Source organism: Kitasatospora sp. NPDC036993 (genome assembly GCF_055607525.1).
Map to the genome: position 1 here is coordinate 81,356 of NZ_JBVJRP010000019.1, position 25,570 is coordinate 106,925.

The 25,570-nt window shown below is 73.3% G+C and carries 21 protein-coding genes; 15 read left to right on the forward strand and 6 right to left on the reverse strand.

What is annotated here, in order from left to right; genetic code table 11:
- The first annotated feature begins 24 nt into the window (after nt 1-24).
- Nucleotides 25-783 carry a MerR family transcriptional regulator gene (locus tag ACZ7C5_RS31700; protein WP_470324003.1) on the forward strand — a complete coding sequence of 253 codons (759 nt, stop codon included), beginning with the start codon at nt 25-27 and terminating at the stop codon, nt 781-783.
- Between the two features lie 188 nt (nt 784-971).
- Here the strand turns inward: ACZ7C5_RS31700 and ACZ7C5_RS31705 are convergent, their stop codons facing one another.
- Complete coding sequence (locus ACZ7C5_RS31705) at nt 972-3,365, reverse strand: FtsX-like permease family protein (protein WP_470324004.1); 2,394 nt, start codon at nt 3,363-3,365, stop codon at nt 972-974.
- Nucleotides 3,362-4,075, reverse strand: a complete 714-nt coding sequence (locus tag ACZ7C5_RS31710; RefSeq protein ID WP_401079600.1) for an ABC transporter ATP-binding protein — start codon at nt 4,073-4,075, stop codon at nt 3,362-3,364. The genes ACZ7C5_RS31705 and ACZ7C5_RS31710 overlap by 4 nt, the downstream gene beginning before the upstream one ends.
- 276 nt (nt 4,076-4,351) lie before the next feature.
- On the opposite strand from ACZ7C5_RS31710, the gene ACZ7C5_RS31715 reads away from it, so the two are divergent.
- The 5 genes from ACZ7C5_RS31715 (at nt 4,352) to ACZ7C5_RS31735 (ending at nt 9,896) form a co-directional block, all read left to right on the forward strand.
- The gene (locus ACZ7C5_RS31715) at nt 4,352-5,803 is read left to right on the forward strand and encodes a sensor histidine kinase (RefSeq protein WP_470324005.1); all 1,452 of its coding nucleotides are present in this window, start codon (nt 4,352-4,354) and stop codon (nt 5,801-5,803) included.
- Nucleotides 5,755-6,405, forward strand: a complete 651-nt coding sequence (locus tag ACZ7C5_RS31720; RefSeq protein ID WP_188297832.1) for a response regulator transcription factor — start codon at nt 5,755-5,757, stop codon at nt 6,403-6,405. The genes ACZ7C5_RS31715 and ACZ7C5_RS31720 overlap by 49 nt, the downstream gene beginning before the upstream one ends.
- 386 nt (nt 6,406-6,791) lie before the next feature.
- Entirely contained in the window at nt 6,792-7,835 is a 1,044-nt protein-coding gene (locus ACZ7C5_RS31725) for an isopenicillin N synthase family dioxygenase (RefSeq protein WP_223244547.1), read from the forward strand.
- Between the two features lie 86 nt (nt 7,836-7,921).
- Nucleotides 7,922-8,938: a hypothetical protein gene (locus ACZ7C5_RS31730; protein ID WP_470324006.1), complete on the forward strand. Its 1,017-nt coding sequence runs from the start codon at nt 7,922-7,924 to the stop codon at nt 8,936-8,938.
- Nucleotides 8,939-9,086: 148 nt separating this feature from the next.
- Nucleotides 9,087-9,896, forward strand: a complete 810-nt coding sequence (locus ACZ7C5_RS31735; RefSeq protein ID WP_401079813.1) for a MerR family transcriptional regulator — start codon at nt 9,087-9,089, stop codon at nt 9,894-9,896.
- 31 nt (nt 9,897-9,927) lie between these two features.
- On the opposite strand, the gene ACZ7C5_RS31740 is transcribed toward ACZ7C5_RS31735, so the two are convergent.
- From ACZ7C5_RS31740 to ACZ7C5_RS31755, 4 genes are all read right to left on the reverse strand, one after another.
- On the reverse strand, nt 9,928-12,123 hold the full coding sequence (locus ACZ7C5_RS31740; RefSeq protein WP_470324007.1) for a 3-hydroxyacyl-CoA dehydrogenase NAD-binding domain-containing protein: 2,196 nt from the start codon (nt 12,121-12,123) through the stop codon (nt 9,928-9,930).
- A 29-nt stretch (nt 12,124-12,152) separates the two neighbouring features.
- Nucleotides 12,153-13,367 carry an acetyl-CoA C-acetyltransferase gene (locus tag ACZ7C5_RS31745; protein WP_470324008.1) on the reverse strand — a complete coding sequence of 405 codons (1,215 nt, stop codon included), beginning with the start codon at nt 13,365-13,367 and terminating at the stop codon, nt 12,153-12,155.
- A gap of 120 nt (nt 13,368-13,487) precedes the next feature.
- Complete coding sequence (locus ACZ7C5_RS31750) at nt 13,488-14,630, reverse strand: acyl-CoA dehydrogenase family protein (protein WP_470324009.1); 1,143 nt, start codon at nt 14,628-14,630, stop codon at nt 13,488-13,490.
- 2 nt (nt 14,631-14,632) lie between these two features.
- Complete coding sequence (locus tag ACZ7C5_RS31755) at nt 14,633-15,745, reverse strand: CaiB/BaiF CoA transferase family protein (RefSeq protein ID WP_470324035.1); 1,113 nt, start codon at nt 15,743-15,745, stop codon at nt 14,633-14,635.
- 309 nt (nt 15,746-16,054) lie between these two features.
- On the opposite strand from ACZ7C5_RS31755, the gene ACZ7C5_RS31760 reads away from it, so the two are divergent.
- From ACZ7C5_RS31760 to ACZ7C5_RS31800, 9 genes are all read left to right on the forward strand, one after another.
- A complete protein-coding gene (locus tag ACZ7C5_RS31760; RefSeq protein WP_470324010.1) occupies nt 16,055-16,519 on the forward strand; it encodes a hypothetical protein in 465 nt (154 codons plus the stop codon).
- Between the two features lie 19 nt (nt 16,520-16,538).
- On the forward strand, nt 16,539-18,686 hold the full coding sequence (locus ACZ7C5_RS31765) for a hypothetical protein (protein WP_401079585.1): 2,148 nt from the start codon (nt 16,539-16,541) through the stop codon (nt 18,684-18,686).
- A gap of 5 nt (nt 18,687-18,691) precedes the next feature.
- On the forward strand, nt 18,692-19,702 hold the full coding sequence (locus ACZ7C5_RS31770) for a hypothetical protein (RefSeq protein ID WP_401079583.1): 1,011 nt from the start codon (nt 18,692-18,694) through the stop codon (nt 19,700-19,702).
- Between the two features lie 54 nt (nt 19,703-19,756).
- Complete coding sequence (locus ACZ7C5_RS31775; protein WP_401079581.1) at nt 19,757-20,821, forward strand: hypothetical protein; 1,065 nt, start codon at nt 19,757-19,759, stop codon at nt 20,819-20,821.
- Between the two features lie 103 nt (nt 20,822-20,924).
- Nucleotides 20,925-21,476 (forward strand): GNAT family N-acetyltransferase, encoded by a 552-nt coding sequence (locus ACZ7C5_RS31780; RefSeq protein WP_401079579.1) that lies wholly within the window; start codon nt 20,925-20,927, stop codon nt 21,474-21,476.
- Nucleotides 21,477-21,557: 81 nt separating this feature from the next.
- On the forward strand, nt 21,558-22,520 hold the full coding sequence (locus tag ACZ7C5_RS31785; RefSeq protein ID WP_401079577.1) for a hypothetical protein: 963 nt from the start codon (nt 21,558-21,560) through the stop codon (nt 22,518-22,520).
- A gap of 10 nt (nt 22,521-22,530) precedes the next feature.
- Nucleotides 22,531-23,829, forward strand: coding sequence for a sensor histidine kinase (locus ACZ7C5_RS31790; RefSeq protein WP_401079575.1), 1,299 nt, complete (start codon nt 22,531-22,533; stop codon nt 23,827-23,829).
- A 32-nt stretch (nt 23,830-23,861) separates the two neighbouring features.
- Nucleotides 23,862-24,578, forward strand: coding sequence for a response regulator transcription factor (locus ACZ7C5_RS31795; protein ID WP_401079809.1), 717 nt, complete (start codon nt 23,862-23,864; stop codon nt 24,576-24,578).
- Between the two features lie 139 nt (nt 24,579-24,717).
- Nucleotides 24,718-25,374, forward strand: a complete 657-nt coding sequence (locus tag ACZ7C5_RS31800; RefSeq protein WP_401079573.1) for a Pr6Pr family membrane protein — start codon at nt 24,718-24,720, stop codon at nt 25,372-25,374.
- Nucleotides 25,375-25,570 lie beyond the last annotated feature (196 nt).

Sequence of the window (25,570 nt, forward strand, 5' to 3'; positions counted from 1 at the left end):
GACGTGGAGATGAGGGAGGTGGCCATGGCCTGGCCCATCGCCGAGGTGGCCCGGATGTCCAGGGTGACCGCCAGGACCCTGCGGCACTACGACGAGATCGGGCTGCTGCCCCCGGCCTGGATCGGCTCCAACGGCCACCGCTACTACGAGGAGCGGCAGTTGCTCCAACTGCAACAGATCCTCGTACTGCGGGCGCTGGGCGTGGGGCTGACCGAGATCGCCCGGATCCTGGGCGACCAGGTGGACGAGCTGGAGGCCCTGCGGGACCACCGTCGGCGGCTGGTCGCCGAGCGCGACCGGCTCGACGCCCTCGCCGGCACCGTTTCCCGCACGATCGCTGACCTGGAACGCTCCCGGAAGGACGGCACGCCCATGACCATCAACCGCCCCGAGAACCTGTTCGAGGGCATCCAGCCCGACGACGTCGACGCGAGCCTGCGTGACTTCCCCGAGCACGCCGAAGCGGCCCGGCGCGCGACCGCCGCGCTGACCCCGGCCGAGATCGAGGCCGGACAGCGCGAGCGGACCACCCGCATGATCCGCCTGGCGGAGCTGATGGCGGCCGGCCACCCGGCCGACGCCGAGCCCGTGCAGGACGTGATCGACGCGGAGTACCGGCTGCTCGGCACCATCCGGTCGGTCCCGACCGAGGAGTACCTGGCGATCGCCCGTTCCTGCACCGAGAACGAGCAGTGGAGCGCCGCGTACGAGGCCATCGCCCCAGGCCTGGCCGGGTACCAGCGTGCCGCCATGGAGGCGTACGCGGCGGCGCGGCTGTCCTGAGCCGGGCCGGCCCTGACCGGAGTGGGCTGAGCTTGACCGGCCTGGTCCGCTCTTGCCCTGCCTTCCCTGCTGGGTCTGGCCTGCCCGGCCTGCCCGGTCCTGACTCTGGCCCTTGGCCTGGGAGCGCCACGGGGGCTCCCAGGCCGGGCCGGGGAGCGACCACCGCTCCTCCTGCCCCTCCCTCGCCGTCACTCCGTGCGCAGCGCCGTGACCGTCCGGGTGCGGGCGGCCCAGATGGCCGGGAGGGCGGCGCCCAACAGGGCCAGCACCAGGCCGCCGAGTATCAGCGGCCCCGCCACCGACGGGGTGAACACGGTGAGGTCGGTGTCCGGCACCCCGAGCCCGGCGGCCCGGGCCATCGCGGGCATCACCTGGTGGTGCACCAGGACGCCGATCGGGACCCCGATCAGCCCGGCCACCAGTCCGCTGCCGCAGACCGAGGTGAGCACCATGCCGACGGTCTGCCGGGGCGACATCCCGAGCGCCTTGAGCACTCCGACGTCGTGCACTCGCTCCCGGGTGTCCAGCAGGACGGTGTTGAGCACGCCGAGCCCCGCCACCACGGAGAGCAGCAGGGTGAGCGTGCCCGCCAGGGTGTTCATCGCCAGGACCACGATGTTGATGTGCTCCCCGCCGGGCTCGGCGCCGAGGCCCAACGGCTGCACGGCCTGGTCCAGCCCGTCGGTGTAGGCCTTCGTGTCGGTGCCCGGCGTGAGGTCGATGTGGAAGGAGAGCGCCTCGGCCTGGATCGTGCCGCCGAGCGGCGCCAGCGTGGCCCGGTCCGTGAACACCAGGTCATTGGTGGTCAGGACCTCTCCGGTGATCTTCGCCGGGGTGCTGCGGCCGTGGTCGGTGAGGGTGACGGTGTCACCGACCTTCGCCTGGTTGGCCCGTAGGTAGGCGGCGGCCACCACCACCTCGCCGGGGCCGTGGAACCAGCGGCCGGAGACCAGTTGGAAGCCGCTCCACGAAGCGTCGCCACTCAGTGCGACCACCTCCGAGCGCCCGGTGTTCCCGGCCAGGGCGACCGGGGTGGGGACGCTGCTGTACCAGGCCCGGGTGCCGGGACGGGAGTCGATGGCCTTGCCCACGGCCGCCTCGTCCACGTGGTCGACGGGTTTCGCGGCGCCCTCGATCGGGACCTGGACCAGCACCTTGCCCGCGCGGTCGGCCGTCAGGCCCTCCTGGAGCGAACCCAGCGAGAGCGTCAGGCCCACGCAGAGGGTAGCCCCGACCGTGCCGAGCACCACGGCGGCGGCGGTGGTCGCCGAGCGGCCGGGCCGGTTGAGCGGGGAGGCCAGGCCGAGGCTGAACGCCCGCGGCACCGGCAGCCGGCCGAACAGCTCCCGCGCCCGGTTCAACGGGCCCACCCCCGTCCCTACCCCCGTGCCCGGGCCGGCGGCCGCCCGCTTGGCCCCCGGGGCCGAGCGGCCGACCGCGATTGCCTCCACCGTCCGCAGCCGTCCGGCCCGCAGCGCGGGTACCAGCGCGGTGCCCGTCACCGCTCCCAGCGCCACCACCGCGACCACGAGGTCCACCCAGACCGGGATGCCGAGCAGCCCGCCGCGCAGGGCCTTGCGAGCCAGCCCCAGGACCGGCACGGACAGCAGGTTGCCGAGGAACACCCCGAGCGCCGTGCCCACCCCGGCGGGGATCAGCGCCTGGCCGACGTAGGCGCGCGCCACCTGGGCCGGGGTGAAGCCCAGGGACTTGAGGATGCCGATCCGCCGGGTGGCGGCGCTGACCGCGCCGCTCACCACCACACCGATGATCAGCACCGACATGGCCAGACCGAGCAGCCCGAAGGCCGTGACGAACGGGACGAAGGTGGCGGCCGTCCGGTTCGCCTCCTCCTGGACGGGCCGGTAGGAGGTGGCCTCGGCGAGTGCCCCGGCCGGAACCGCGGCGGCCAGCGCGGCACGGCCGGCCTCCACCTCGGCGTCGCTGCCGGCGCGGGCGAAGCGGTAGAGGTACTGGGCGGCGGGCGTCGTGCCGGGCGCCGTCAGCCCGGCCACCTGTTCGGGGGCGACCCAGCCGGCCGCGCTCCAGGAGACCGAGGCCGCCAAGCCGACGACCCTGAGCGTCGGCCGCCCGGGCAGCTCCGGGAACTCCATGCTCTCGCCGACCGCCAGCGGGGAGTGCCCGTCCAGGAACACCACCTCGCCGGGGCCCGCGATCCAGCGCCCGTCGGTGATCCGCAGGTCGTCCAGCGGGCCGCTCGCGGCGCGGCCGACCAGCGTCATCGGCGGCAGCGGGCTGCCGGCCGGCGGGATCTCGTTGCCGGGGCCGGAGCGCGGCCGGACGGTGACCGCCTGATAGGGACCGGCCGAGGCCGCCACACCGGGCGCGTGGGCCGTCGCGGCGAGCTGCTCCGGGCTCGCCCTGGTCCGGTCGTACAGCACGTTGAGGTGGGCGCCGTGCTGGTCGGCGAAGGAGTGCCGGTACGGGCCCCGGGCGGCGACCAGCAACCCGAGCGCGAGGATGCACGCCGTCACGGACATCATCGTGGTGAGCACCATGACCACGGTCTGCACCCGCCTGCGGCCGACCCCGGCGCGCACCACCCTGCCGAGCGCGCTCATCGGCCACCGCCCGCCGCCGGCACGGCCGCCGTGTCCCGGACCAGCCGGCCGTCGAGCAGTTCGATCGTCCGGTCCGCGCAGGCCTCGGCGAGCGCGGTGTCATGGGTGACCAGCAGGATCGTCTGGCCCTCCGCGTTGAGCCCGCGCAGCAGGTCGCGGACGTCGGCGGCCGAGGCGGTGTCCAGCGCCCCGGTGGGCTCGTCGGCCAGCAGCAGCGGCGGACGGTTCATCAACGCCCGTGCCACCGCGACCCGTTGGCGCTCGCCGCCGGAGAGCCGGCCGGGGAACGCCCTGGCGTGCCCGGCCACCCCCAGCCGCTCCAGCAGCTCCTCCGCCCGGGCGCGGGCCTGCTCCCGCCGCATCCCGGCCAGCTGGGCCGGGAGCATCACGTTGTCCGCCACGTTCAGGTCCTCCAGCAGGTTGAAGAACTGGAACACCATGCCGATCCGCCTCCGCCGGTACTCGGCCAGCCCGGCCTCGCCGAGCCGGTGGACGGGCACGCCGTCCACCTCCACCTCGCCCGCACTCGGGCGGTCGAGCCCGGCGATCAGGTTCAGCAGGGTGGACTTGCCGCTGCCCGAGCGGCCGAGCACGGCGAGCGCCTCGCCGGCCCCGACCTCCAGGTCGAGCCCGGCCAGGGCGGGGCGGGCGGCATCGGACCGGTCGTACGTCTTGCTGACGCCGCGGATCCGGATGATCGGCGCGTTCACAGGCCCTCCACGGTTCGGGGTCCGGCGCCGGGAAGCCCCGGGCCGGCTGACGGGACATCACGCTACGAATCGGCGGCGGGGTGTCGACAGCCGTCTGGACGGCCTCTGTGGGGTGTATCCAGATACACCCCGAACTGGGTGTTCAGGCCTAGAGCGCCGGGCGTCCCGGCGAGGCAGACTGACCCATCGAAAGACCGGAACCGGGGCCTCGGCAGGGCCTCGGCGCCGCGGTTCGAGGCCTCCGGACGGGGGCCGTGGAAGGGAAGGGGGAGCGTCGTGAACGTGGGAGTGCTGAACGGAATGGCCCTGCGGTTCGGCCGGGCCTGCGTGGACGGGGTGCGTGCCTGGTACGCGGTGACGCTGGCCGTGACGGGCCTCCTCGCGCTGCTGGCCGGGCCGGTCCTGCTGGCCACCGCGCTGTTCGGCCCGGACGAGCCCCGGCCGTTCTTCCACCCGGGCGGGCCGCTGATCCTGGCGGTGCCGATGGCGCCGGTCGCGCTCTGGGCGCTCTGCTGGGCCACCGGGGGCGGCGGCCGGGCGCTCGGCGCCGCGCTGTTCACCCCGGGCACGGTGGCGCTGCTGGCGACGCAGCTCTACGGCGGTGCGGCGCCCGGCGGCCGGTCCGTCTCGCTCTGGCTGGCGCCCTCGCTCCTGATACTCGGGCTGTTCGGCGCCCGCTGGAGCGCGACGGAGGGCAGGCGGATCGTCGGGAAGTGGAGCGGGCAGCCGATCCCGGTGCCGTACCGCCGTCAGCCCGGAGCCGGGCCCTGGCAGCGACTGCGGGCCGGCGGCTGGCTCGCCGACCCCGCGACCTGGCGGGACTTCGCCTGGACGCTGCTCACCGGTGCCGCCGTGCTGCTCACCGCCGCGGTCGTCCTGCTGAGCCCGGTCGTCTTCGAGATCTTCGGCCGGGACGGACGGTTCTTCGCACTGGGCGTCGTCTACGGGATGGGCCTGAGCGTCGCTCCGGCGGCCGCTCTGTGGGCCGCCCCGCCGGTCCTGCGGATCCACGAGAAGGCCGCCCGGGCCCTGCTCGGGCCCTCCCGGCAGACCGAACTCGCCCGCCGGGTCAGCCACCTCTCGCGGACCAGGGCGGACACCATCGACGCCGGGGCGGCCGAGCTGCGCCGGATCGAACGGGACCTGCACGACGGGGCGCAGGCCCGGCTGGTCGCACTGGGCATGCTGCTGACCGTGGCCGAACAGCTGAAGGAGGACCCGGACGCCCTCGGGCCGCTGCTGGCCGAGGCCCGGCTGTCCTCGGTGAAGGCGCTCGGCGAGCTGCGGGACCTGGTCCGCGGCATCCACCCCCCGGTGCTCGCCGACCGCGGCCTGGCCGACGCGGTGCAGGCGACGGCGCTGGACTTTCCGCTGCCGGTCAGCTTCAGCGGTGCCCTGCCGGGGCGGGCGCCCGCCCCGGTGGAGTCGGCCGCCTACTTCGCGGTGTCGGAGCTGCTGGCCAACGTGGTGAAGCACGCCGGTGCCTCGCACGTGTGGATCGAGATAGGGCACAGTGACGGGCTGCTGCGGATATCGGTCACCGACGACGGGCGCGGAGGCGCCGCCCCGTCCCGGGGAACCGGCCTCAGCGGAACCGAACGCCGACTGGCCGCCTTCGACGGGGTGCTCGCGATCAGCAGTCCGTCCGGCGGGCCGACCATCGTGAACCTGGAGATCCCGTGCGCGTTGTCATCGCCGAAGACCTCTTCCTCCTCCGGGACGGCCTGACCAGGCTGTTGGAGGCCAACGGCATGGAGGTCACCGCGGCGGTGGAGGACGGCGAGCAGCTGCTCGCCGCGGTGGCCGCAGACCGGCCCGACATCGCCGTGGTCGACGTCCGGCTGCCCCCGGGCTTCACCGACGAGGGCCTGCGGGCCGCGCTGGCGGCCCGTCAGGCCCACCCGGGCCTGCCTGTCCTGGTGCTGTCGCAGTTCGTGGAGCAGCTGTACGCCCGCGAACTGCTGGCCGGCAGCGGCACCGGCGGAATCGGCTACCTACTCAAGGACCGGGTGATGGACGGCACCCAGTTCATCGACGCCGTACGGCGGGTCGCCCAGGGCGGCACCGCCATGGATCCTGAGGTGATCACCCGGCTGCTCACCCACAACTCCTCGGCCGGCCCGGTCTCCACCCTCTCCCCGCGCGAGCGCCAGGTGCTGGGGCTGATGGCGGAGGGCCGGTCCAACGCGGCGATCGCCCAGCAGCTGGTGATCACCGAGCGGGCCGTCGCCAAGCACACCGCGTCGATCTTCGTCCGGCTCGACCTCCAGCCCTCCGACGACGACAACCGCCGCGTCCTGGCCGTCCTGGCCTACCTCAACAACCCCTGAGCGGGTCCACACCTCGGGGGGGGAGCCACCAGCGCCCGGACCCCGCACCCACACCCACACCCACACCATTGCCCCACAAACCGGTGGATCACCGACAAATAGCGAGTGGCCTTCCGCTGCACGGGGCTCGCCCACCGCGGAACGGGTCAATTAGGCTGGTGGAGTGCTCATCCTTGTTCGCCGCCGCCACGTGGACCTGCTCCGCGTGACGACCATGTCCTGTCGACGCTCCGGCTGAACCTCGCGCCACCCACCCTCAGCGGCGGCCCCTGCCCGGCCGCCACCACCTCCCGGCTCCCGGAGCACCCGCCGCACCAGGCGGCTGCCCCGTCCCTCCCCGGTCGACCACCGGGCCCAGCCGGGACGAGACCCAGCGGATGTCACACATGACGCAGCAGTCCACGCCCATATCCGAAACCGGTACCGGCTCCACCCCGGCGGACGCCCTCCCGGTGATCGACCTCTCGCTCGCCGACGGCGGCCAGGACGACCGCCGCCGCCTGCACGACGAGCTCCGCGCCGCAGCCACCGGCGTCGGCTTCTTCCAGCTCGTCGGCCACGGCGTCACCCCGCAGGAGACGGCCGCGCTCGCCCGGACCACCCGTGCCTTCTTCGCCCTCCCCGAGGCCGACCGGCTCGCCGTGAGCAACCTCAACTCCCCCCACTTCCGGGGCTACACCCGTACCGGGGACGAGCGCACCGGCGGCAGCCAGGACTGGCGCGACCAGCTGGACATCGGCGCCGAGCTGCCCCCGCACGTCCCCGGCAGCGGCGAGCCCCCGTACTGGTGGCTGGAGGGGCCCAACCAGTGGCCCGAGGCACTCCCCGAGCTGCGCACCGCCGCGCTCGGCTGGATCGACCACCTCGGCCTGGTCGCCCGCCGTCTGCTGCACGAACTCCTCATCGCGATCGGCGCCCGCCCCGACTTCTACGACGACGCCTTCGCGGGCCACCCCCACCTGCGCCTCAAGCTGGTCCGCTACCCGGGCAGCGCCCCGGACGGCGCCGGACAGGGCGTCGGCGCCCACAAGGACTACGGCTTCATCACCCTGCTGCTCCAGGACACCGTCGGCGGCCTCCAGGTCGAACGCGCGGACGGCACCTTCCTGGACGTCCCGCCGCTCGACGGCGCCTTCGTCGTCAACCTCGGCGAACTGCTGGAAGTGGCCACGGACGGTTACCTCAAGGCCACCAGCCACCGCGTGGTCAGCCCGCCCGGCGCCCGCGAGCGCTTCTCCGTGCCGTTCTTCTACAACCCCCGCCTCGACGCCCACATCGAGCCGCTGGACTTCCCGCTCGCCCATCACGCCCCCGGCGCCACCGAGGACCCGGACAACCCGCTCTTCGCCGATTTCGGCCTCAACGAGTGGAAGGGCTACACCAGGGCCCACCCCGAGGTCACCCGCCGCCATCACGCCGCCCTCGCCTGATCCGAGCGGCACCTACCTGCCCCCCGCATCCATCCCACCCATCGCATCCGAGCGAGAAACACGACCGGCGCGCCCCCTGAACCCAGGTGGCGCGCCGGTTCGATGAGCCGAACCATCCTCACCCCCGGCAGCACCTGGTACCCGAGCGGATCGCCTTCCCCCTGGTCATCCACGCCTCCGTGGTGCTGCTGCTCCTCTCGGTGTCCCTCGGTTCGGCCCGGCTGCATCCACTGACCACAGCGGCGGTCGCATTCCTGCTCCCGCTCCTCCTGGGTACGCCGGCTCTCCTCCTGACCGCCCGCGACGAAGCCCCGCCCTCTCGTCGGAGCCTCCTGACGCGCGCGGCCTGCGGCTGGCTCCTCGGCTTCGGGCTCACCCTCCTCGGATTGCTGATGGAGTGGCGAACACCGAACGGCCTCGCGCTCTCCTGGGCGATGTTCGCCGCCTACCTCACCTGCAACGGGCTCCGTCTGCTGTTCCGCAACCTGTCGTGGAAGGTGACGGCCGTCTGGCTCCTCCCGGCACTGATCCCGCTGGCACTCTCCGTCCTGCCGGTCCCCGGGATCTCGCTGTACACCTACTACCTCGACCATTTCGGCTTCAGCCGGGAAGAGGTCTTCATCGCCGGGAGCTGGCAGTTCATCGCCATGACGAAGGCTCTCGTCGTCGCCGCGGGCCCCGTCGTCGTCCTGGGCCTCCTGGGGTACGCGCGGCACTTCCACGCGTTCCGGACCACGGCCGGGCTCTCGGTCGGCGTGTCCCTGTTGTCCATGGCCCTGGTGTTCACCATCGGTCTGCTCTGGGGCCAGGTTCTGAATCCGGCCACCCGCGCGGCCGTCACGGCCGAGACCGAAGTGACCGCCGGCCGGCAACCGACTCCGTACTTCGGTCTCGCACCGCGCCGGGTCTGTCTCCGTCCGGCCGATTCCCCCGCTCTGCCGTTCCAGGGGACGGCCGTCGAGGTCGCGCACCCGTTCGTCGCCTTCCCCGCGTCGGGCGACTGGATCAGACTCTGGGACTCCACCGACCGGCACACGGTCGTCGTGAAGCGGGAGCACTGGCAGCTCACCGAGTCCACCAACCGGATCTGCCCCGCGCAGTAACTGCGGTAACGGCGGTATGCGGTAGCGGCGGTATCCGCGGTAGCCGGTGCACGGCGCCGGGCTGCCCCTCCCCGTGGACCGGGGTCGCGCCGCGCTGTCACACTGCTGCTGTCACAGCAGGAGTGTGCCAGTGCGCGGGAGGCTGCAGATGGGGGAGCACGGCGGGGCGGGGGGCGGGATGCGGCTGACGGTGGACGAGTTGGCGGCGCGGGCCGGGGTGACGGTGCGGACGGTGCGGTTCTACGGGACGAAGGGGCTGCTGCCGCCGCCGGAGCTGGGGCCGCGGCGGGTGGGGCTGTACGGCGAGGCGCACCTGGACCGGCTGGGGCTGATCGAGGAGTTGCAGCGGCAGGGGCTGACCCTGGCCGCGATCGAGCGCTACCTGGCGCGGCTGCCGGAGGACAGCACGCCGCTGGACCTGGCGATCCACCGCGCGTTGGTGGCGTCCTGGACGCCGGAGACCCCCGAGGACGCCACCAGGGCCCAGGTGGAGCGGCGGGCCGGGCGGGGGCTGACGGAGGAGCAGGTCGAGCGGCTCGTCGCGATGGGGGCGGTGGAGCGGACGGCGGACCCTGAGGTGTTCCGGGTGGATCCCGGCCTGCTGCCGCTGGGCGTACGGATCCTGGACGTGCCGATTCCGCTGGGGACGCTGCTGGCCGCCCGGGCGGTGGTGCTGGAGCACAGCCGGGCGACGGCACGGGAGTTGCAGCGGCTGTTCCGCGAGACCGTGTGGAAGCCGTACCGGGAGAGCGAGCCCACGCCGGAGGAGCTGACCCGGATGCGGGCGCTGACGGACCACATCCAGCCGATGGTGGCCCAGGCGCTGGTCACGGCCTTCCAGCGCTCGCTCCGGGAGGAACTGGGCGAGGAACTCCGGGAGGAACCCGCCGAGGACCCGGGACAGGACGGCGAGGAGGGTGGGGCCGTACGGCGCACGGCCCCACCCCGGTCCGCGTAGTCCGCGGACAGGCCGCGGGTCAGTCCGCGGGTCAGGCCGCAGGTCGGTCCGTGAACGTCCGCCCCTCGGCCGCCACCCGCTCCAGCAGCGCCGGCGGCGCGAACCGCTCGCCGTACGCGGCGGCGAGTTCGCGGGCGCGGGCCACGAAGCCGGCCGGGCCGCCCTCGTACCCGTTGATGTACTGGAACACGCCGCCCGTCCAGGCCGGGAAGCCGATGCCGAGGATCGAGCCCACGTTGGCGTCGGCGACCGAGGTCAGCACGCCCTCCTCCAGGCAGCGCACCGAGTCCAGTGCCTCGCTGAACAGCATCCGCTCCTTGAGGTCCTCGAAGGGGACCTCGCCGCAGCCGTCGGCAGGAGCCCCGGAGAAGTGCTCCAGCAGCCCCGGCCAGAGCCGCCCGCGCGCGCCGTCCTCGCCGTACTCGTAGAAACCGGCGCCGCCGCTGCGTCCCGGGCGGCCGAACTCGTCGACCATCCGGTCGACCACCGCGTCCGCCGGGTGGGGCGTCCAGGTGCCGCCGACGGCCTCCACCGAGCGCCGGTACTCGTCGCGGATCTTGCGCGGCAGGGTGAGGGTGAGCTCGTCCATCAGGGAGAGCACCTTGGCGGGGTAGCCGGCCTGGGCGGCGGCCTGCTCGACGCTGGCCGGGTGGATGCCCTCGCCGACCATGGCGACGCCCTCGTTGAGGAACTGGCCGATCACCCGCGAGGTGAAGAAGCCGCGCGAGTCGTTGACCACGATCGGCGTCCTGTCGATCTGCCGGACCAGGTCGAAGGCGCGGGCCAGGGCCCCGGCACCGGTCCGCGGACCGCGGATGATCTCCACCAGCCGCATCTTGTCGACCGGCGAGAAGAAGTGCAGCCCGATGAAGTCGTCCTGGCGCCGGACGCCTTCGGCGAGCAGCCCGATCGGCAGGGTGGAGGTGTTGGAGCAGAGCAGCGCGTCGGGGCCGACCACGTCCTCGATCTCCTGGAACACCTTGTGCTTGAGCTCGGTGTTCTCGAAGACCGCCTCGATCACCGCGTCGCAGCCGGCCAGGTCGGCGACCTCGGCGGTGGGGGTGATCCGGGCCAGCAGTTCGTCGCGCTTCGCCACGGTGGAGCGCCCGCGCGCGACGGCCTTGTCCAGCAGCCCCGCGGAGTAGGCCTTTCCGCGCTCGGCGGCCTCGGCGCTCACGTCCTTGAGCACGACCTCGATGCCGGCCTTGGCGCAGGTGTAGGCGATGCCCGCGCCCATCATCCCGGCGCCGAGCACCGCGACCTTGCGGACCAGCCGCTTCTCGACGTCCTTCGGGCGCCCGGCACCGGAGTTGACCGCCTGCATGTCGAAGAACAGTGCCTGGATCATGTTCTTGCTGGTCTGCCCGCAGGCCAGCTCGGTGAAGTAGCGGGCCTCGACGGTCATCGCGGTGTCGACGTCCACCTGGGCGCTCTCCACGGCGGCGGCCAGGATGTTGCGCGGGGCCGGGTAGGGCGCGCCGTTGAGCTGCTTGCGCAGGTTGGCCGGGAAGGCGGGCAGGTTCGCCGCGAAGGCCGGGGTGGCCGGGGTGCCGCCGGGGATCTTGTACCCCTTGACGTCCCAGGGCTGGACGGCGGCCGGGTTGGCCTCGATCCAGGCGCGTGCCCGGGCGGTCAGCTCCTCGGGGGTGTCGGCCAGTTCGTGCACCAGCCCGTGCTCCAGCGCCTGCGCCGGGCGGTACTGGCGCCCCTGGAGCAGGAACTTCAGCAGGGCGTCGGTGATGCCGAACAGCCGTACCGTACGGACCACTCCGCCGCCACCGGGCAGCAGGCCGAGGGTGACTTCGGGCAGGCCGAACCGGCCGGCGGGGGTGTCGAGCGCGATCCGGTGGTGACAGGCGAGGGCGATCTCCAGGCCGCCGCCGAGCGCGCTGCCGTTGAGGGCGGCGACGACCGGCTTGCCGAGGGTCTCCAGGGTGCGCAGCGCGCGCTTGATCCGCAGCGACTTCTCGAAGACGGTGCCGGCGTCCTCGGGCCGGGCGGCGGAGAGGATCCGGAGGTCTCCGCCGGCGAAGAAGGTCTTCTTGCCGGAGGTGACCACCACGCCGCGCAGCGCGTCCCCGAGGTTCGCCAGCCGCTCGACGACGGCCTCGAAGTCGGCGGTGAAGGCCTCGTTCATGGTGTTGACGGACTGGGTGGGGTCGTCGAGGACGAGGGTGACCACGCCGTCCTGGTCCTGCTCCCAGCGGATGGTGGTGGTGTCGCTCATGGGGTTCTCCAGATCTGCGGGGAGGGACGTCAGATGCGCTCGACGACGGTGGCGATGCCCATGCCGCCGCCCACGCAGAGGGTGACCAGGCCGTAGCGCAGGTCGCGCCGCTCCAGTTCGTCGATCACGGTGCCGAGCAGCATCGCGCCGGTGGCGCCGAGCGGGTGGCCGAGCGCGATCGCGCCGCCGTTGACGTTCACCTGGTCGTGGCGGAAGCCGAGTTCGCGGATGAAGCGGAGCGCGACCGCGGCGAAGGCCTCGTTGGTCTCGACCAGGTCGATGTCGGCGGCGGTGAGCCCGGCCTTGGCGAGCGCCTTGTGGGTGGCCGGGGCGGGGCCGGTGAGCATGATGGTCGGCTCGGAGCCGGAGACGGCGGCGGAGACGATCCGGGCGCGCGGGCGCAGCCCGTACCGCTCGCCGACCTCGCGGTTGCCGATGGCCACCAGCGCGGCGCCGTCCACGATGCCGGAGGAGTTGCCCGCGTGGTGGACGTGGTCGATGGCCTCGACCCAGTGGTACTTCTGGAGGGCGACGGCGTCGAAGCCGCCGGCCTCGCCGATGGCGGCGAAGGAGGGCTTGAGGCCGGCCAGGGTCTCGACGGTGGTGCCGGGGCGGATGAACTCGTCGCGCTCCAGCACGATCAGGCCGTTGCGGTCGCGCACCGGGACGACCGAGCGGTCGAACAGGCCGTCCGCCTGGGCCTTGGCGGCGCGGGCCTGGGACTCCGCGGCGAAGGCGTCCACGTCGGTGCGGGAGAAGCCCTCGATGGTGGCGATGAGGTCGGCGCCGATGCCCTGCGGGGCGAAGTCGGTCTCGTACGCGGTCATCGGGTCGGCGAACCAGGCGCCGCCGTCCGAGGCCATCTTCACCCGGGACATCGACTCCACGCCGCCGGCCAGGACGAGGTCCTCCCAGCCGGAACGGACCTTGGCGGCGGCCAGGTTGACGGCTTCCAGACCGGAGGCGCAGAAGCGGTTCTCCTGCACGCCGGCGACGGTGTCGGGCAGGCCGGCCGCGATGGCGGCGATCCGGGCGATGTCGGAGCCCTGGTCGCCGACCGGGCTGACCACGCCGAGCACGATGTCGTCGATCGCGGCCGGGTCCAGCTCGGGGTGGCGGTCGCGCAGTTCGCGGATCAGTCCGACGACCAGGTCGATCGGCTTGGTGCCGTGCAGCGAGCCGGAGGCCTTGCCCCGGCCGCGCGGGGTGCGGATCGCGTCGTAGACGTACGCTTCGGTGGTCACGGTGGAACGCCTTTCAGCGGGTTTTCGGGGCAGCGGGTATTCGGGGCAGAGGGCTTGAGTGGCGGGGGGCCTGCGGAGCAGGAGGCTTGCGGGGGGTCGCGAGGGGTCGTCGGGAACCGCTCAGCCGAGGATGGAGCGGCCGACGATCTCCTTCATGATCTCGGTGGTGCCGCCGTAGATGGTCTGGATGCGGCCGTCGGTGAACGCCCTGGCGACCGGGAACTCACTCATGTACCCGTACCCGCCGTGCAGTTGGAGGCACCGGTCGGCGGTGCGCTTCTGCAGCTCGGTGGCCCACCACTTGGCCATCGAGGCGTCCGCCGGGGTGAGCGCGTAGCGGTTGTGCTCGGTGATGCAGCGGTCCACGAAGGCCCGGGTGACGGCGCACTCGGTGGCCAGTTCGGCGATCTCGAAGCGGACGTGCTGGAGTTTGGCGAGCGGCCGGCCGAACGCCTCGCGCTGCTTGACGTAGTCGGTGGTGATCTCGACCAGGTACTCGGCGCCGGCGATCGCCGACGCGGCGATGGTGAGCCGTTCCTGGGCGAGGTTCTGCATCAGGTGGACGAAGCCGCCGTGCAGTTCGCCGACCAGGTTCTCCTTCGGCACCCGGACGTCCTCGAAGAACAGCTCGGCGGTGTCCTGGGCCTTCTGGCCGATCTTGTCGAGGTTGCGGCCCCGCTCGAAGCCGGGCGTGCCGCGCTCGACGGCCAGCAGGCTGAGCCCGTGCGCGCCGCCCTCCGGGGTGGTGCGGGCGACCACGAGCACCAGGTCGGCGAGGATGCCGTTGGAGATGAAGGTCTTGGCGCCGTTGAGCAGGAAGTGGTCGCCCCGGTCGACGGCCTGGGTGCGGATGCCCTGGAGGTCGGATCCGGTGCCCGGCTCGGTCATCGCGATCGCGGTGATCAGCTCGCCCGAGCAGAAGCCGGGCAGCCAGCGGCGCTTCTGCTCCTCGGTGGCGAGCGAGGTGAGGTACGGGCCGATGATGTCGTTGTGCAGGCCGATCGCCAGGCCGGAGGCACCGGCCCGGGCGAACTCCTCGGCCAGCACGGCGGCGTAGCGGAAGTCCGGGGTGCCGCCACCGCCGTACTCCTCGGGGACGGCGGTGCCGAGCAGGCCCTGCCGGCCGGCCGCGAGCCAGGCGGAGCGGTCGACGATGCCGGCTTTCTCCCAGCGGTCGTAGTGCGGCAGTACCTCCTTGGCGAGGAAGGCCCGCACGGTGCCCCGGAAGTCGTCGTGCTGCTCGGTGAAGATCTCGCGCTGCAACGCTATTCTCCTTGCTCTGCCGCGGGGTTGAGAGAGGGGACGCCCCAGTCGGCGGCCACCTCGGCGGTGTCCGCGCCCGGCCGGGCCGGCGGGCGGCGCAGGGCGCCCGGGGTGGCGGAGAAGCGCGGGGCGGGGGCCGGCTGGGTGACGCCGTCCGCCTCGACGTACGTCCCGCGCGCCGACAGGTGCCCGTCGGCGGCTGCCTGACGCATCGTCAGGACCGGTTCCACGCAGGCGTCGGAGCCGGCGAAGACGGCCTCCCACTCGGACCTGGTCCTGGTGGCGAAGCGGGCGGCGATCAGGGCGCGCAGTTCGGGCCGGCGGGCGAGGTCGTACTGGCCGGGCGCGTCCGGGCCGAGCTCCAGCAGCCGGGCGAACTCCGCGTAGAAGCGCGGCTCCAGCGCGCCGACGGCCAGGTGCCCGCCGTCGGCCGCCCGGTAGACGGCGTAGAACGGTGCGCCGCCGTCCAGCAGGTTGACGCCCCTGCGGTCCTGCCAGTGGCCGGCCGCGAGCAGGCCCCACAGCATGCTGCCGAGGTGCGCGGCGCCGTCCACGATCGCGGCGTCGACCACCTGGCCGGTGCCGGTGGCGCGGGCGTGGTGCAGCCCGGCGAGCAGGCCGACGACCAGGTAGAGCGAGCCGCCCGCGTAGTCGCCGAGCAGGTTGGCCGGGATGCCGGGCGCCTCCTCGGCACCTCCCGGCGCGGCCACCATCCCCAGCACCCCGGCCACCGCCGCGTACCCGAGGTCGTGCCCGGCGGTCGCCGCCCGGGGGCCGTGCTGCCCCCAGCCGGTCATCCGCCCGTACACCAGCGCCGGGTTGCGCGCCAGACACGCCTCCGGCCCGACCCCGAGCCGCTCCGCGACGCCAGGCCGGTAGCCCTCGATCAGCAGGTCCGCCCGCTGGACCAGGTCCAGCACCCGCTCGGGGCCCTCCGGGGACTTCAGGTCGATCAGCACCGAGCGCTTGTTGCGGTTGCTGAGGTCGTACGCCGGGTCCGTCCCGAGCGGCGAGGGCTCCGGCCGGTCCACCCGCACGACGTCCGCCCCGAGGTCCCCCAGCAGCATCGCCGCGAACGGCCCGGGGCCGATCCCGGCGAGCTCCACCACCCGCACACCCGCCAGCGGCCCCTTGGCCTCCGGCGCACCGCTCACGTCACCCACTGGCTGCTGAACCCTTCCGACGGGTTTGACAGTAAAGCTGTCACACTCGGGATGATAGGCAAGCGACCCGCCGGTAACAAGACCTCCGGGCCCGCGCCGAGTCGCCAATTCCCCCTCGGCCGACCCGTGGTGAACCGCGCCGCCGCCCGCCCTCCGGACGCGACGGAGGGTGGGTGAGTGCACTGACGGACCACACCTGTACGGTCGTCATACCGCGGCGGAGGAACAACGCTCGGTGACATGGGGAGGAATCGCACACAGATGGTCAGCCCGTACTTCACCACGGGACCGGTCGCACCGGCCCCGGGCCCGACGCCGAGCGCGACGTCCACGTCTGCCGCGAAGTCGCCGTACGCCAACCCGGCTCCGACCCCGTCCCCGGCTCCCGGACCCGGCCCCGTCCTGGGCACCACCCGGCTGGACACCCCGCACGAGCTCAACGCCTCGGCCGGGATGGCCCGGCAGATCGCCACCGACCTGGACAACGCCAACGGCAAGGCCGGCCCCGGCGCGCACAGCCTCACCGAGTACGCGACCACCGCGTCGACCAAGATCCGCGGCTTCTCCTTCGGCGGCGCCCTCACCAGCAGCACCGAGCGGTGGATGCAGCAGTGCAAGACGCTGCACGACAAGCTCGGCACCACCGCCGGAAACCTCGACAGGACCCAGCAGTCCTACAGCGCCAACGAGACCAGAACCGCCGCCGACCTCCGCGCGGGCCAGTAGCAGGGAGGGGAACAGACAGATGGTGTCCTTCAAGGAACTGCACGAGGCCGACTTCGCCGCGGTCAACGACGCCGCCGAGGCGTGGTCCGGCGTCGCCAAGGCCCTCACCTCCCTGGACGGCCGGGTCGCCAAGGACCTCACCAGCACCGCGCAGCGGGCCGGCTGGAAGGGCGCGGCCGCCGACGAGGCGACCAGGACCCTGCAGGGCGTCGACAGCGACTTCAAGCAGGCCTCGGCCGTCGCCACCGCGCTCGCCGCGATCATGAAGACCGCCGCCGAGGACTTCGCCGCCGCCCGGCGCGACCTCGACGCGGCGCTCCACGACGCCCAGGGCGACAGCAGCCTGAGCGTCACCGCGGACGGTGCGGTCAACTGGACCGTGCCGAAGGAGTCGCGGAACGACCCCGAGGCCGAGCGCACGATCCGGGCCAACGCCCAGGCGCTGTCGGACCGGCTCGGCAAGGCCGTCGCCAAGGCCACCGCCGCCGACCAGCGGGCCACCGTCGATCTCCAGGCCGACATCGGCACCAGCACCACCGCCTTCAACCCCGCCCCGGGCGGCGCCGGTCCGGTCGCGGACGCCAAGCGGGCCACCGACCTGATGTCCAAGGCCGGCAGCCTCTCCGACGACCAGCTCAAGCAGTTGCAGGCCCTGATGGCCGCCAACGCGGAGAACAAGGACTTCTCCACCACGCTGCTCAACGGCCTCAACGCCGGCGGCAAGACCGGCCCCGAGGCCCTGCTGGAGTACAGCAAGGTCTACGACGGCCTGGCCCGCGGCAACCACAACGCCGCGGGCTACCAGGACGTCTACAAGAACCTGTCCGTCGCCCTGGCCACCGCCACCCGCGACGGCGGGATGGGCAAGGAGTGGCAGGACGGCCTGCTCGCGGCCGCCCGCCGCCCCGGCGGCTCGGCGGCCGGGTGGAACGACAACTACCCGGCGCTGACCTCGCTGATGGGCGCGGGCGGCACGTACGACAAGCCGTTCCTGCTCAAGGTGAGCAACGACCTGGTCGACTACGAGCGGAACAGCAAGACCAAGGGCGAGGAGCTGTGGGGCCCGGACTACTCCTTCAAGGTCCCCGAGGGCGACCCGCTGACCCCGCTGGTGAAGCTGATGAAGGACGACCCGGCGACGTCCCAGGAGTTCCTCGACCCGAGCCGCAACAAGAACCTGACGTACCTGCTCAAGGACCGCGTCTGGCTCGACGAGGACGCGGAGAACAGGCTCCCCGCCGAGGTCCTGCGCAGGACCTCCCACGGGATGTTCGGCGAGATGCTGCAGGCCGCGGCGACCATGCCCGACCCGAACGCGCCCCAGAATCCCGCCCTGCACGACAGGGCCAGCGCACGGATCATGGACGAGACGCTCAAGGCCCTCGGCGGGAACGACCCGAAGGACGCGTCGGTCACCACGGTCCTCCGCAGGCCGGTCGCCGAGATGCTCGCCGGCTACGCCCCCGACATGCACGAGGTCCTCAGCAAGGATCTGCAGAACCCGTCCCAGCCGAACGGGCTGACCGCCAAGCCGGAACAACTGCTGCGCGTGGTCCGCGGCACCCTGGAGGACCCGGAGAACTTCCAGATCATCCACCAGGCCGAGTCCCGGGAGATCGCCCGCCGCCTCGACGAATTCGGGGCCGACTCCTTCCAGCCCGACAAGACGGGGCGCCCGGACCACAAGCTCTCCGCTTTCACCCAGGAGTCCGCGAAGGCCCTCGGAGGTCTCGACGCGGCGTTCGCCAAGGCGACCGTCGACCACGCGGACGAGAAGAAGGCCGACATCGACTGGCAGCAGAGGATGAACTACCACTACCTCGGCACGCCCGCGAACGCGATCCCGCAGCTCGTCCTGCCAGGCATCTCGAACGTGGTGCCGCTGGGTGACATCGCACAGCGCCTCGTCGACGTCGGGACCGCCTCGTACGCGAACCAGGCCAAGGCGGAGATCGACACGAGCACGGCCACCGATGTGAGTTCCCGGTACTCGGCGGGACGGCACCAGCTGGACGCGATGATCGCGGAGAAGGCGAACCAGTACGGTGCCGGCGGCCAGAGCGCCGACGACACCGGCAGCATTCCGCACCACCTGATGCAGGGCGTGGAATCCTTCTACAACACCGGAATCGACACCGCTTACCACAGCGCCTACGGCAAGGCGTGAGCGCCGTGAAGACAGAGAAGACCGACCACGACAAGGAGTCCGGCGACCTCGGCGAGCCGCGCTCCCGACGGCGTCGCCCGCGGGCCGGAATCCTGGCGGCAGTGCTGGCCACGGCGGTCGGCGGCTCGCTGCTGCTGACGGTCAACCTGACCAACACCTTCGGACCGGACAGCGTGTGCGAGGGCGCGGTGAGCGCGGACGCGCTGAACGACGCGCTCGGGTGGGGCAGGGTCAGCGCGAAGACGTACGGCGACGGGAAGCTGGACACCCCGGGCGCGTCCTGCGTGGCGACGGTGAGCAACGGGATCTTCGGCAACGAACGGATCGTCGTCATCGAACTCCCCAAGGCCGGGGACCTCACCAGGTTCAAGGTCGACGCGGAGTCCCAGCTGTTCACCGCCGCGGCGAACGGGGGCGCGGCCGGCGCCGTGCACAAGTCGTCGTACGCCTTCGCGCTGTTCCCGGAGAGCTGCGACAAGGGCCAACGGGCCACGGTCAAGTCCGCTTCCTCCGACGCCCCGAAGCTCGCCGGGCTCGCCACCTCGGTGGCCAACCGTGTCGCGGCGCAGCAGGGTTGCGGCGGCACGCCGCTCCCCGCGCCGGGCCGGCTGGTCCCGGCGGGCACGGACCGCCCGCTCAACCGCGGCGCCGTGTGCGGCCTGCCGGGGCTGACGATGCCCGACACGCCCGGCGGCCCCGCCTACCAGGAGACCGTGACCACCGCGACCGATCCGCTGTGGGCCTGCAGCATCCACTCGGACGCGGACCTCAGGTCCTCGATCACCTTCCTCATCGGCACCGACACCCGTCTCGTCCAGCCGTGGACGCTCGACTCCAAGCCGGCGTTCGGCCGGGCCCAGTGGGTCGGACAGCACGAGGTGACGGCGACCTGCCAGGGGAAGCCCACCCGGTTCCGGTTCGAGGCGGACGGTTTCCGAGACCTCGTCGACAAGACGACCTGGGAGCGGTTCCTCACCGCCGGCGGCGAGGCGATCGGCTGCGAGCCGATCCTCTGACCGGTCCGGCCGACAGCACGGCACAGCACAGCACGACGAGGGAGCATGCGGGCGATGGGGAACGAGGGCGAGGACGGGGCCGTCGGCGGCCTCGCCGGGCGGGTCGACGCGGCGCTCGACCGGCGGGGGTTCACCACCTGGCCGCTGCGGGTGCGGGCGGCGGTCGCCGTGGCGGGGGTGGCGGCGGTCGCGGCCGGGGCGGGGACGTTCCTGGCGCACAACCTGACCAACGCGTTCGGGCCGGACAGCGTGTGCGAGGGCACGGTGAGCGCGGACGCGCTGAACGACGCGCTCGGGTCCGGCCAGGTGAGCGGCAAGATGACCGGTGACGGGCAGTTGGGCGACGGCACGTCCGACTGCACGGCGACGGTGAGTCACGGGATCTTCGGCAACGAGCGGCACGTCGTCGTGGCGTTCCGCCAGGCCCCGGACCTCGGCCCCTATCAGACCTCCTCCGGGGCCCGGCTGTTCGCCGCCTCGGCGAACGGAGGCGCGAGCGGAGCGGCTCGCGACGCATCGGCATGGGCGCTGCTTCCCGAGGGGTGCGGCGGCGGGTCGCAGGTCGAGGTCACGTCCTTGGGCGATGGCGGACCCGGTGCCGGGAAGCTCTCCCGCCTCGCGGTGGCGGCGGCGAACGGCCTCGCCGCGGACAAGGGGTGCGGGAAGTCCCCGCTCCCCGCTCCCCACGAGCTGTCGCGGGCCGGGCAGGAGCACGACCTGGATCCCGCCTCGGTCTGCGGCCTGCCCGGGTTCGCCGCGTCCGCCGGCGCCGGAGGAAAGAGCTACAAGGAGAGCGTGAACACCGCGTTCGACCCGTTGTGGGTCTGCCGGATCAGCACCGACCGGGGCAGCACCGCGATCTCCTTCTCCATCGCGACCGAGCCCCGGGTCCGCGGCCCGCTGCCCGAGAAGGACGCCTCGCCCGCGTTCGGCCGATCGCGTTGGGCCGGGGTCCCGATCACGAGGAGGGAAGTGGTGGCGACCTGCCAGGGCAGGCCGGCCTACTTCCGGATGGACTCCGACCTCACCGTCCGGGAACCGCTGCCCGGCACCGACGAGACGTGGAAGCAGTTCCTCACCGCCGGCGGCAAGGCGATCGGCTGCGAGCCGATCCTGTAGGGCCCGGTGCGGTCGGAAATGGGCGGGCGGAAATGGGCGGGCGGCCAATCGAGTAATAGTCTATCTTGCGATAGACCTATTACTCGGAACACGGGGACGCGCCATGACCACCACTGACCACACCTCCCGCACGACCGTCGCCGTCTCCGAGCGCCTCGTGCTGACGCGGCCGCAGGAGGGCGACGTGGAGGCGGTGTTCGCGATCCACGGTGATCCGGAGACCAACCGGTACAACCCCCACGGACCGCACCGGGACCGGGCGGCGAGCCGGGAGATGCTGGACGGGTTCGTCGCCGACTGGGTGCGGGACGGGGTGGGGTACTGCGCCGTCGCCACCAGGGAGGACCCGGGGACGGTCATCGGGTTCGCCGGGCTGTACCTGCACACGCTGGACGGGGAGCGGGTGTTCAACCTCTACTACCGCTTCCGGCCGTCCGCCTGGGGCCTCGGGTACGCGGCGGAGGCGGCCAGGGCGTCGATGGCCGAGGCGCTGCCGCGCTTCCCCGGCATCCCGGTGATCGCCCTGATCCGGGCCGACAACCTGCCCTCGCGCCGGCTCGCCGAGCGGCTCGGGCTGGTCGCCGACCCGGACGGCCGCACCGACGAGGAGGACCGGGTGATCCACCGGACGGCTCCGGTCACCGCGTCGGTCTGAGCCGGAGATCCCCCGCCCGGGGGAGGGGGATCGCGCCCCGGACGGAGGCCCCGGGGCGGGGCCCCGCGGGACCGTGGGGGCATGAGAACCAACGAGAACGTGGTGCGGGCCGGGGCGGCCTGGACGGCGGTGGCGGCGACCGTGCCGTACCTGACGCTGAAGCTGCTCTGGCTGACCGGACACCCGGTGGGGGTGGACGATCCCGGCGCGATGGACCGGCTGTGGCTGCTCAACCTGCTGACCTTCGGCATGGACGCGATCGCCGTGGCGCTGGCGCTGGCGTTCGTCCGGCCGTGGGGGCGGCGGGCGCCGGCCGGGCTGGTGGCGTTCCCGATGTGGGTGGCGACCGGGCTGCTCGGCACGATCCTGGTCGCGCTGCCGCTGTACCTGCTGAGCCTCCTGGTGCTCGGCCCGGAGCCCGCCGACCCGGAGGAACAGGGCCTCGGCGGCTGGGTCTTCCTCGTCGTGTACGGCGGCTTCGCCGTCCAGGGCCTGGCGCTGCTCACCGCCTTCGCCCTGTACGCCCGCCGGCGCTGGGCCGGGCTGCTGCGGGAGCGGATCGGCGACCTGCCCGACTCCCCCACCGTGACCGTGCAACGCGTCCTCGCCTGCGTCGCCGCGCTGCTCGCCGCGGGCGTCGCGGCGGGCCGGGCCTACTGGGCGCTCGGCGGCACCGCCGGACTGCCGCAGGTCATGGCGGAGGACCGGAACCGGGGCGTGGCGGTGATGAACGGGGTGACCGCGGTGATGGCCGTGGCCGCGGTGGCGGCGCTGCTGGTCCTCGTCTTCCGGATCCGTCCGGGGCGCCGGCTGCTGGTGCCGCTGCTGGTGGTCTGGACGGCGGCCGGGTCGCTGTTCGGCTGGGGCGGCTGGCAGTTGGTGGCCTTCGGAGCGACGACGACCCGGGTGACCGAGCTGCGGATGGCCGTGCCCGGGCTGACGCCCCTGGTGCAGACCGCCCAGGTGGTGGTGGCGGTGCTGGTCCTGGCGGTCGGAGCGATCGCGCTGACCGAACGGGCGGCCTCCGCCCGGCCGCTGCCGTAGAGTCACGCGGGTGATCACGGGGGTGAACGGGCGCCGGCGGCGCACCGCGGGAGTGGGCGGCCGCCTGCGGCGCACCGCGGGGGCGGCGGTCGGGCGGCGGGCCCGGCTGCGCTGGGTGCACCTGGTGCTGGGCGGCGCGCTGCTGATGCCGTACTGGATGCTGTCGGTGGTGCTGTTCGGGGCACTCAACCCGGACCAGTCCCCCGCCCGCCAACTGCTGCTGTACGTCCTGTCGTTGCTCACCTCGGTGCCGATGGCCGCCGTCACCGCGCTGGTGCCTGTGGTGCGGGGGCTGGAGGGCGCGACGGCACGGGCGCTGTGTTCGGTGGTCCGGCCGGAGGAGCTGGCCACCGGACCGGCCCGCTCCTGGGCGGCCCGGTGGCGCACCGCGCTCTGGTACGTGCTGCACGTCGTGTTCGGCGGGGTGGTCGCCGGGATGACGCTGGCCGGCACGCCGTTCGCGGTGGTGCTGGTCCTCGGTTTCTCGGGGACCGAGGAGTTCGTCCGGATGTGGGAGCGGCACCTCCCCTCCGTACCGGCCCTCGGCCCGGTCCTCGGCCTCGGGGTGCTGCTGCTGATCGTCGGCACCAACGCGGTCTGCGGAGCGCTGCTCGCCCGCTGGGCGCCCGCCCTGCTCGGCCCGACCCCGGAGGAGCGGGTGGCCGCCGCCGAGCGCCGGGCCACCGTGCTCGCCCAGCGCAACCGGCTGGCCCGCGAGCTGCACGACTCGGTCGGGCACGCGCTCAGCGCGGTCGGCATCCAGGCCTCGGCCGCCGCCCGGGTGCTGCGCAGCAACCCGGACTTCGCCGCCGAGGCGCTGGCGGCCATCGAGGAGACCGCCCGGGCGGCCGTCGCCGAACTGGACGCCGTGCTGGGGCTGCTGCGCGAGGAGGACCCGGAGGCCGCCGGCCCGGCCGGCCCCACCCTCGCGGGACTGGACGACCTGCTGCGCCAGCTCGGCCGCGCCGGAGTGGTGGTGGACGCCGAGCTGGCGCCCGGGCTGGCCGGCCTGCCCGAGCCGGTCTCCCGCGAGGCGTACCGGATCGTGCAGGAGGGCCTGACCAACGTGCTGCGGCACGCCGGGCTCGCCCGGGCCGGACTGCGGGTCGGGCTGGCCGACGGCCGGCTGGAGATCGAGCTGGCCAACCCGCTGGGCGCCGCCCGTCCGAGCCGGCCCGGCGGCGGGCGCGGGCTGCGCGGGATCGGGGAACGGGCCGCGGCCCTGCACGGCGGCAGCACCGCGGGGCCGGACGAGGACGGAACGACGTGGCGGCTGGCCGTCTGGCTGCCGGTGGGAGGGACGACGTGAACCAGGGCGGGAACGTGCGCGCGGACGAGGGCATGGACGAGGACGTGAACGGGGACGCGAACGACGGTGCGGCCCGGGGTGCCGACCGCATCCGGGTGGTGATCGCGGACGACGAGCGGCTGGTCCGCCTCGGCCTGCGGGTGGTGGTCGACAGCGAACCGGACCTCACCGTGGTCGGCGAGGCCGCCGACGGTGCCGAGGTCGTCCCGCTGGTGCGCGAACTGCGCCCGGACGTGGTGCTGATGGACGTCCGGATGCCCGGCATCGACGGCATCAGGGCCACCGAGCAGCTGGTCGGCGGGATGACCCCGCCGCCGCGCGTCCTGGTGGTCACCACCTTCGAGCACGACGACCACGTGTACGACGCGCTGCGCGCGGGCGCCGCCGGGTTCCTGCTGAAGCGGGCCCGGGCGGAGGAGATGGTGCAGGCGGTCCGGCTGGTCGCGCGCGGGGACTCGCTCCTCTTCCCGGCGGCCGTCCGCGAACTGGCGCTGCGTCACGGCGCGGACCGGCGGCGGGAGGCCGGGCCGGCGGAGCGGGGACCGATCGGGCGGCTGACCGAGCGGGAGGGGCAGGTGCTGCGGCTGATGGCCACCGGGCTCAACAACGGTGAGATCGCCCGGGAACTGGTGGTGAGCCAGGAGACGGTGAAGACCCACGTCGGCAGCGTGCTGGCCAAGCTGGGCGCGCGGGACCGCACCCAGGCGGTCATCGCGGCGTACGAGTCGGGCTTCGTGCTGCCGGGCTGACGCCCCACCCGGGTCCGGCGGCGGACGCGGCCCGGGCGTCGAACACGGATTCCCGTCCGGCCGGAACCAGCGAGTAGAGTGCGGTCTTTCCCCCGACGCCCGATACCTCCCGTATCGCCTGGAAAGAACTGGTGGCCGCATGAATGTCCGGACCCGCCCCGCGCTGTGGTGGCGCATGGGGATCGTGCTCTCGGCGGGCCTCGGCCTGACGCTCGGAACCGCGCCGCTGGTGTACTTCACCGTGCAGAGCAACGTGATCGTGTTCGGCTACTTCGTCGGCGCGGTGTACTGGATGACCAAGCGCGGCACCGTGGACGCGCCCGCGCCCCGACTGCGCGGCGCCGCCACGCTGTACATCCTGATCACCGGGCTGGTCTCGCACGTCCTGCTCGAACACGGCGCCAACCCACTGCCCGGGCTGGTCAGCGGGCCGGACAGGCTGGCGCACTGGTCGTCCTTCTTCCTGCACTACGTGACGCCGGTGATGGTGATCGCCGACTGGCTGGTGCTCAAGCCGCGCAACGCCGCGGCCTGGAAGGACATCCCGCTCTGGCTGGCCTTCCCGCTCGGCTACGCCGCGATCGTGCTCACCCGCAACGCGCTGTTCGACGACTACCCGCTGCCCTACCCCTACTTCTTCTTCGACCCGACCACCGAGGGCTACGGCTACGTCTGGGGCCAGATCGCCCTGCTGACCGTCGAGTTCGTGGTGCTCGCCGCGCTCGTCGTCGGGCTGGACAGGCTCGGGACACGCATCGCGGGCAGGCTCCGGCCGACGACCGCCACCCGGGCCTGACCCGACGGGGGACCGGTCCGGAAAAGACCCACGCGGAGCAGATCGCAACGACCACGGGGTCAAAGGCAGTTGGGCCCGCAGACGGCGGATTTCCACCCGCAGTCAAAACGGTCGCTGTCCAGACCGCCGGGGACCATTCCGCCCGGCTCCGATGCGCCCGGAGGAGTAAGCGGGTGCGGCTCGGCGGATGACGCCC

Excerpts from the sequence above, each read along its gene's own strand:
- ACZ7C5_RS31700 (WP_470324003.1), top strand. The coding sequence starts at position 25 with ATGGCCTGGCCCATCGCCGAGGTGGCCCGGATGTCCAGGGTGACCGCC.
- ACZ7C5_RS31705 (WP_470324004.1), bottom strand. The coding sequence starts at position 3,365 with ATGAGCGCGCTCGGCAGGGTGGTGCGCGCCGGGGTCGGCCGCAGGCGG.
- ACZ7C5_RS31725 (WP_223244547.1), top strand. The coding sequence starts at position 6,792 with ATGACGCAGCAGTCCACGCCCATATCCGAAACCGGTACCGGCTCCACC.
- ACZ7C5_RS31735 (WP_401079813.1), top strand. The coding sequence starts at position 9,087 with ATGGGGGAGCACGGCGGGGCGGGGGGCGGGATGCGGCTGACGGTGGAC.
- ACZ7C5_RS31740 (WP_470324007.1), bottom strand. The coding sequence starts at position 12,123 with ATGAGCGACACCACCACCATCCGCTGGGAGCAGGACCAGGACGGCGTG.
- ACZ7C5_RS31760 (WP_470324010.1), top strand. The coding sequence starts at position 16,055 with ATGGTCAGCCCGTACTTCACCACGGGACCGGTCGCACCGGCCCCGGGC.
- ACZ7C5_RS31765 (WP_401079585.1), top strand. The coding sequence starts at position 16,539 with ATGGTGTCCTTCAAGGAACTGCACGAGGCCGACTTCGCCGCGGTCAAC.
- ACZ7C5_RS31775 (WP_401079581.1), top strand. The coding sequence starts at position 19,757 with ATGGGGAACGAGGGCGAGGACGGGGCCGTCGGCGGCCTCGCCGGGCGG.
- ACZ7C5_RS31780 (WP_401079579.1), top strand. The coding sequence starts at position 20,925 with ATGACCACCACTGACCACACCTCCCGCACGACCGTCGCCGTCTCCGAG.
- ACZ7C5_RS31785 (WP_401079577.1), top strand. The coding sequence starts at position 21,558 with ATGAGAACCAACGAGAACGTGGTGCGGGCCGGGGCGGCCTGGACGGCG.
- ACZ7C5_RS31795 (WP_401079809.1), top strand. The coding sequence starts at position 23,862 with ATGGACGAGGACGTGAACGGGGACGCGAACGACGGTGCGGCCCGGGGT.
- ACZ7C5_RS31800 (WP_401079573.1), top strand. The coding sequence starts at position 24,718 with ATGAATGTCCGGACCCGCCCCGCGCTGTGGTGGCGCATGGGGATCGTG.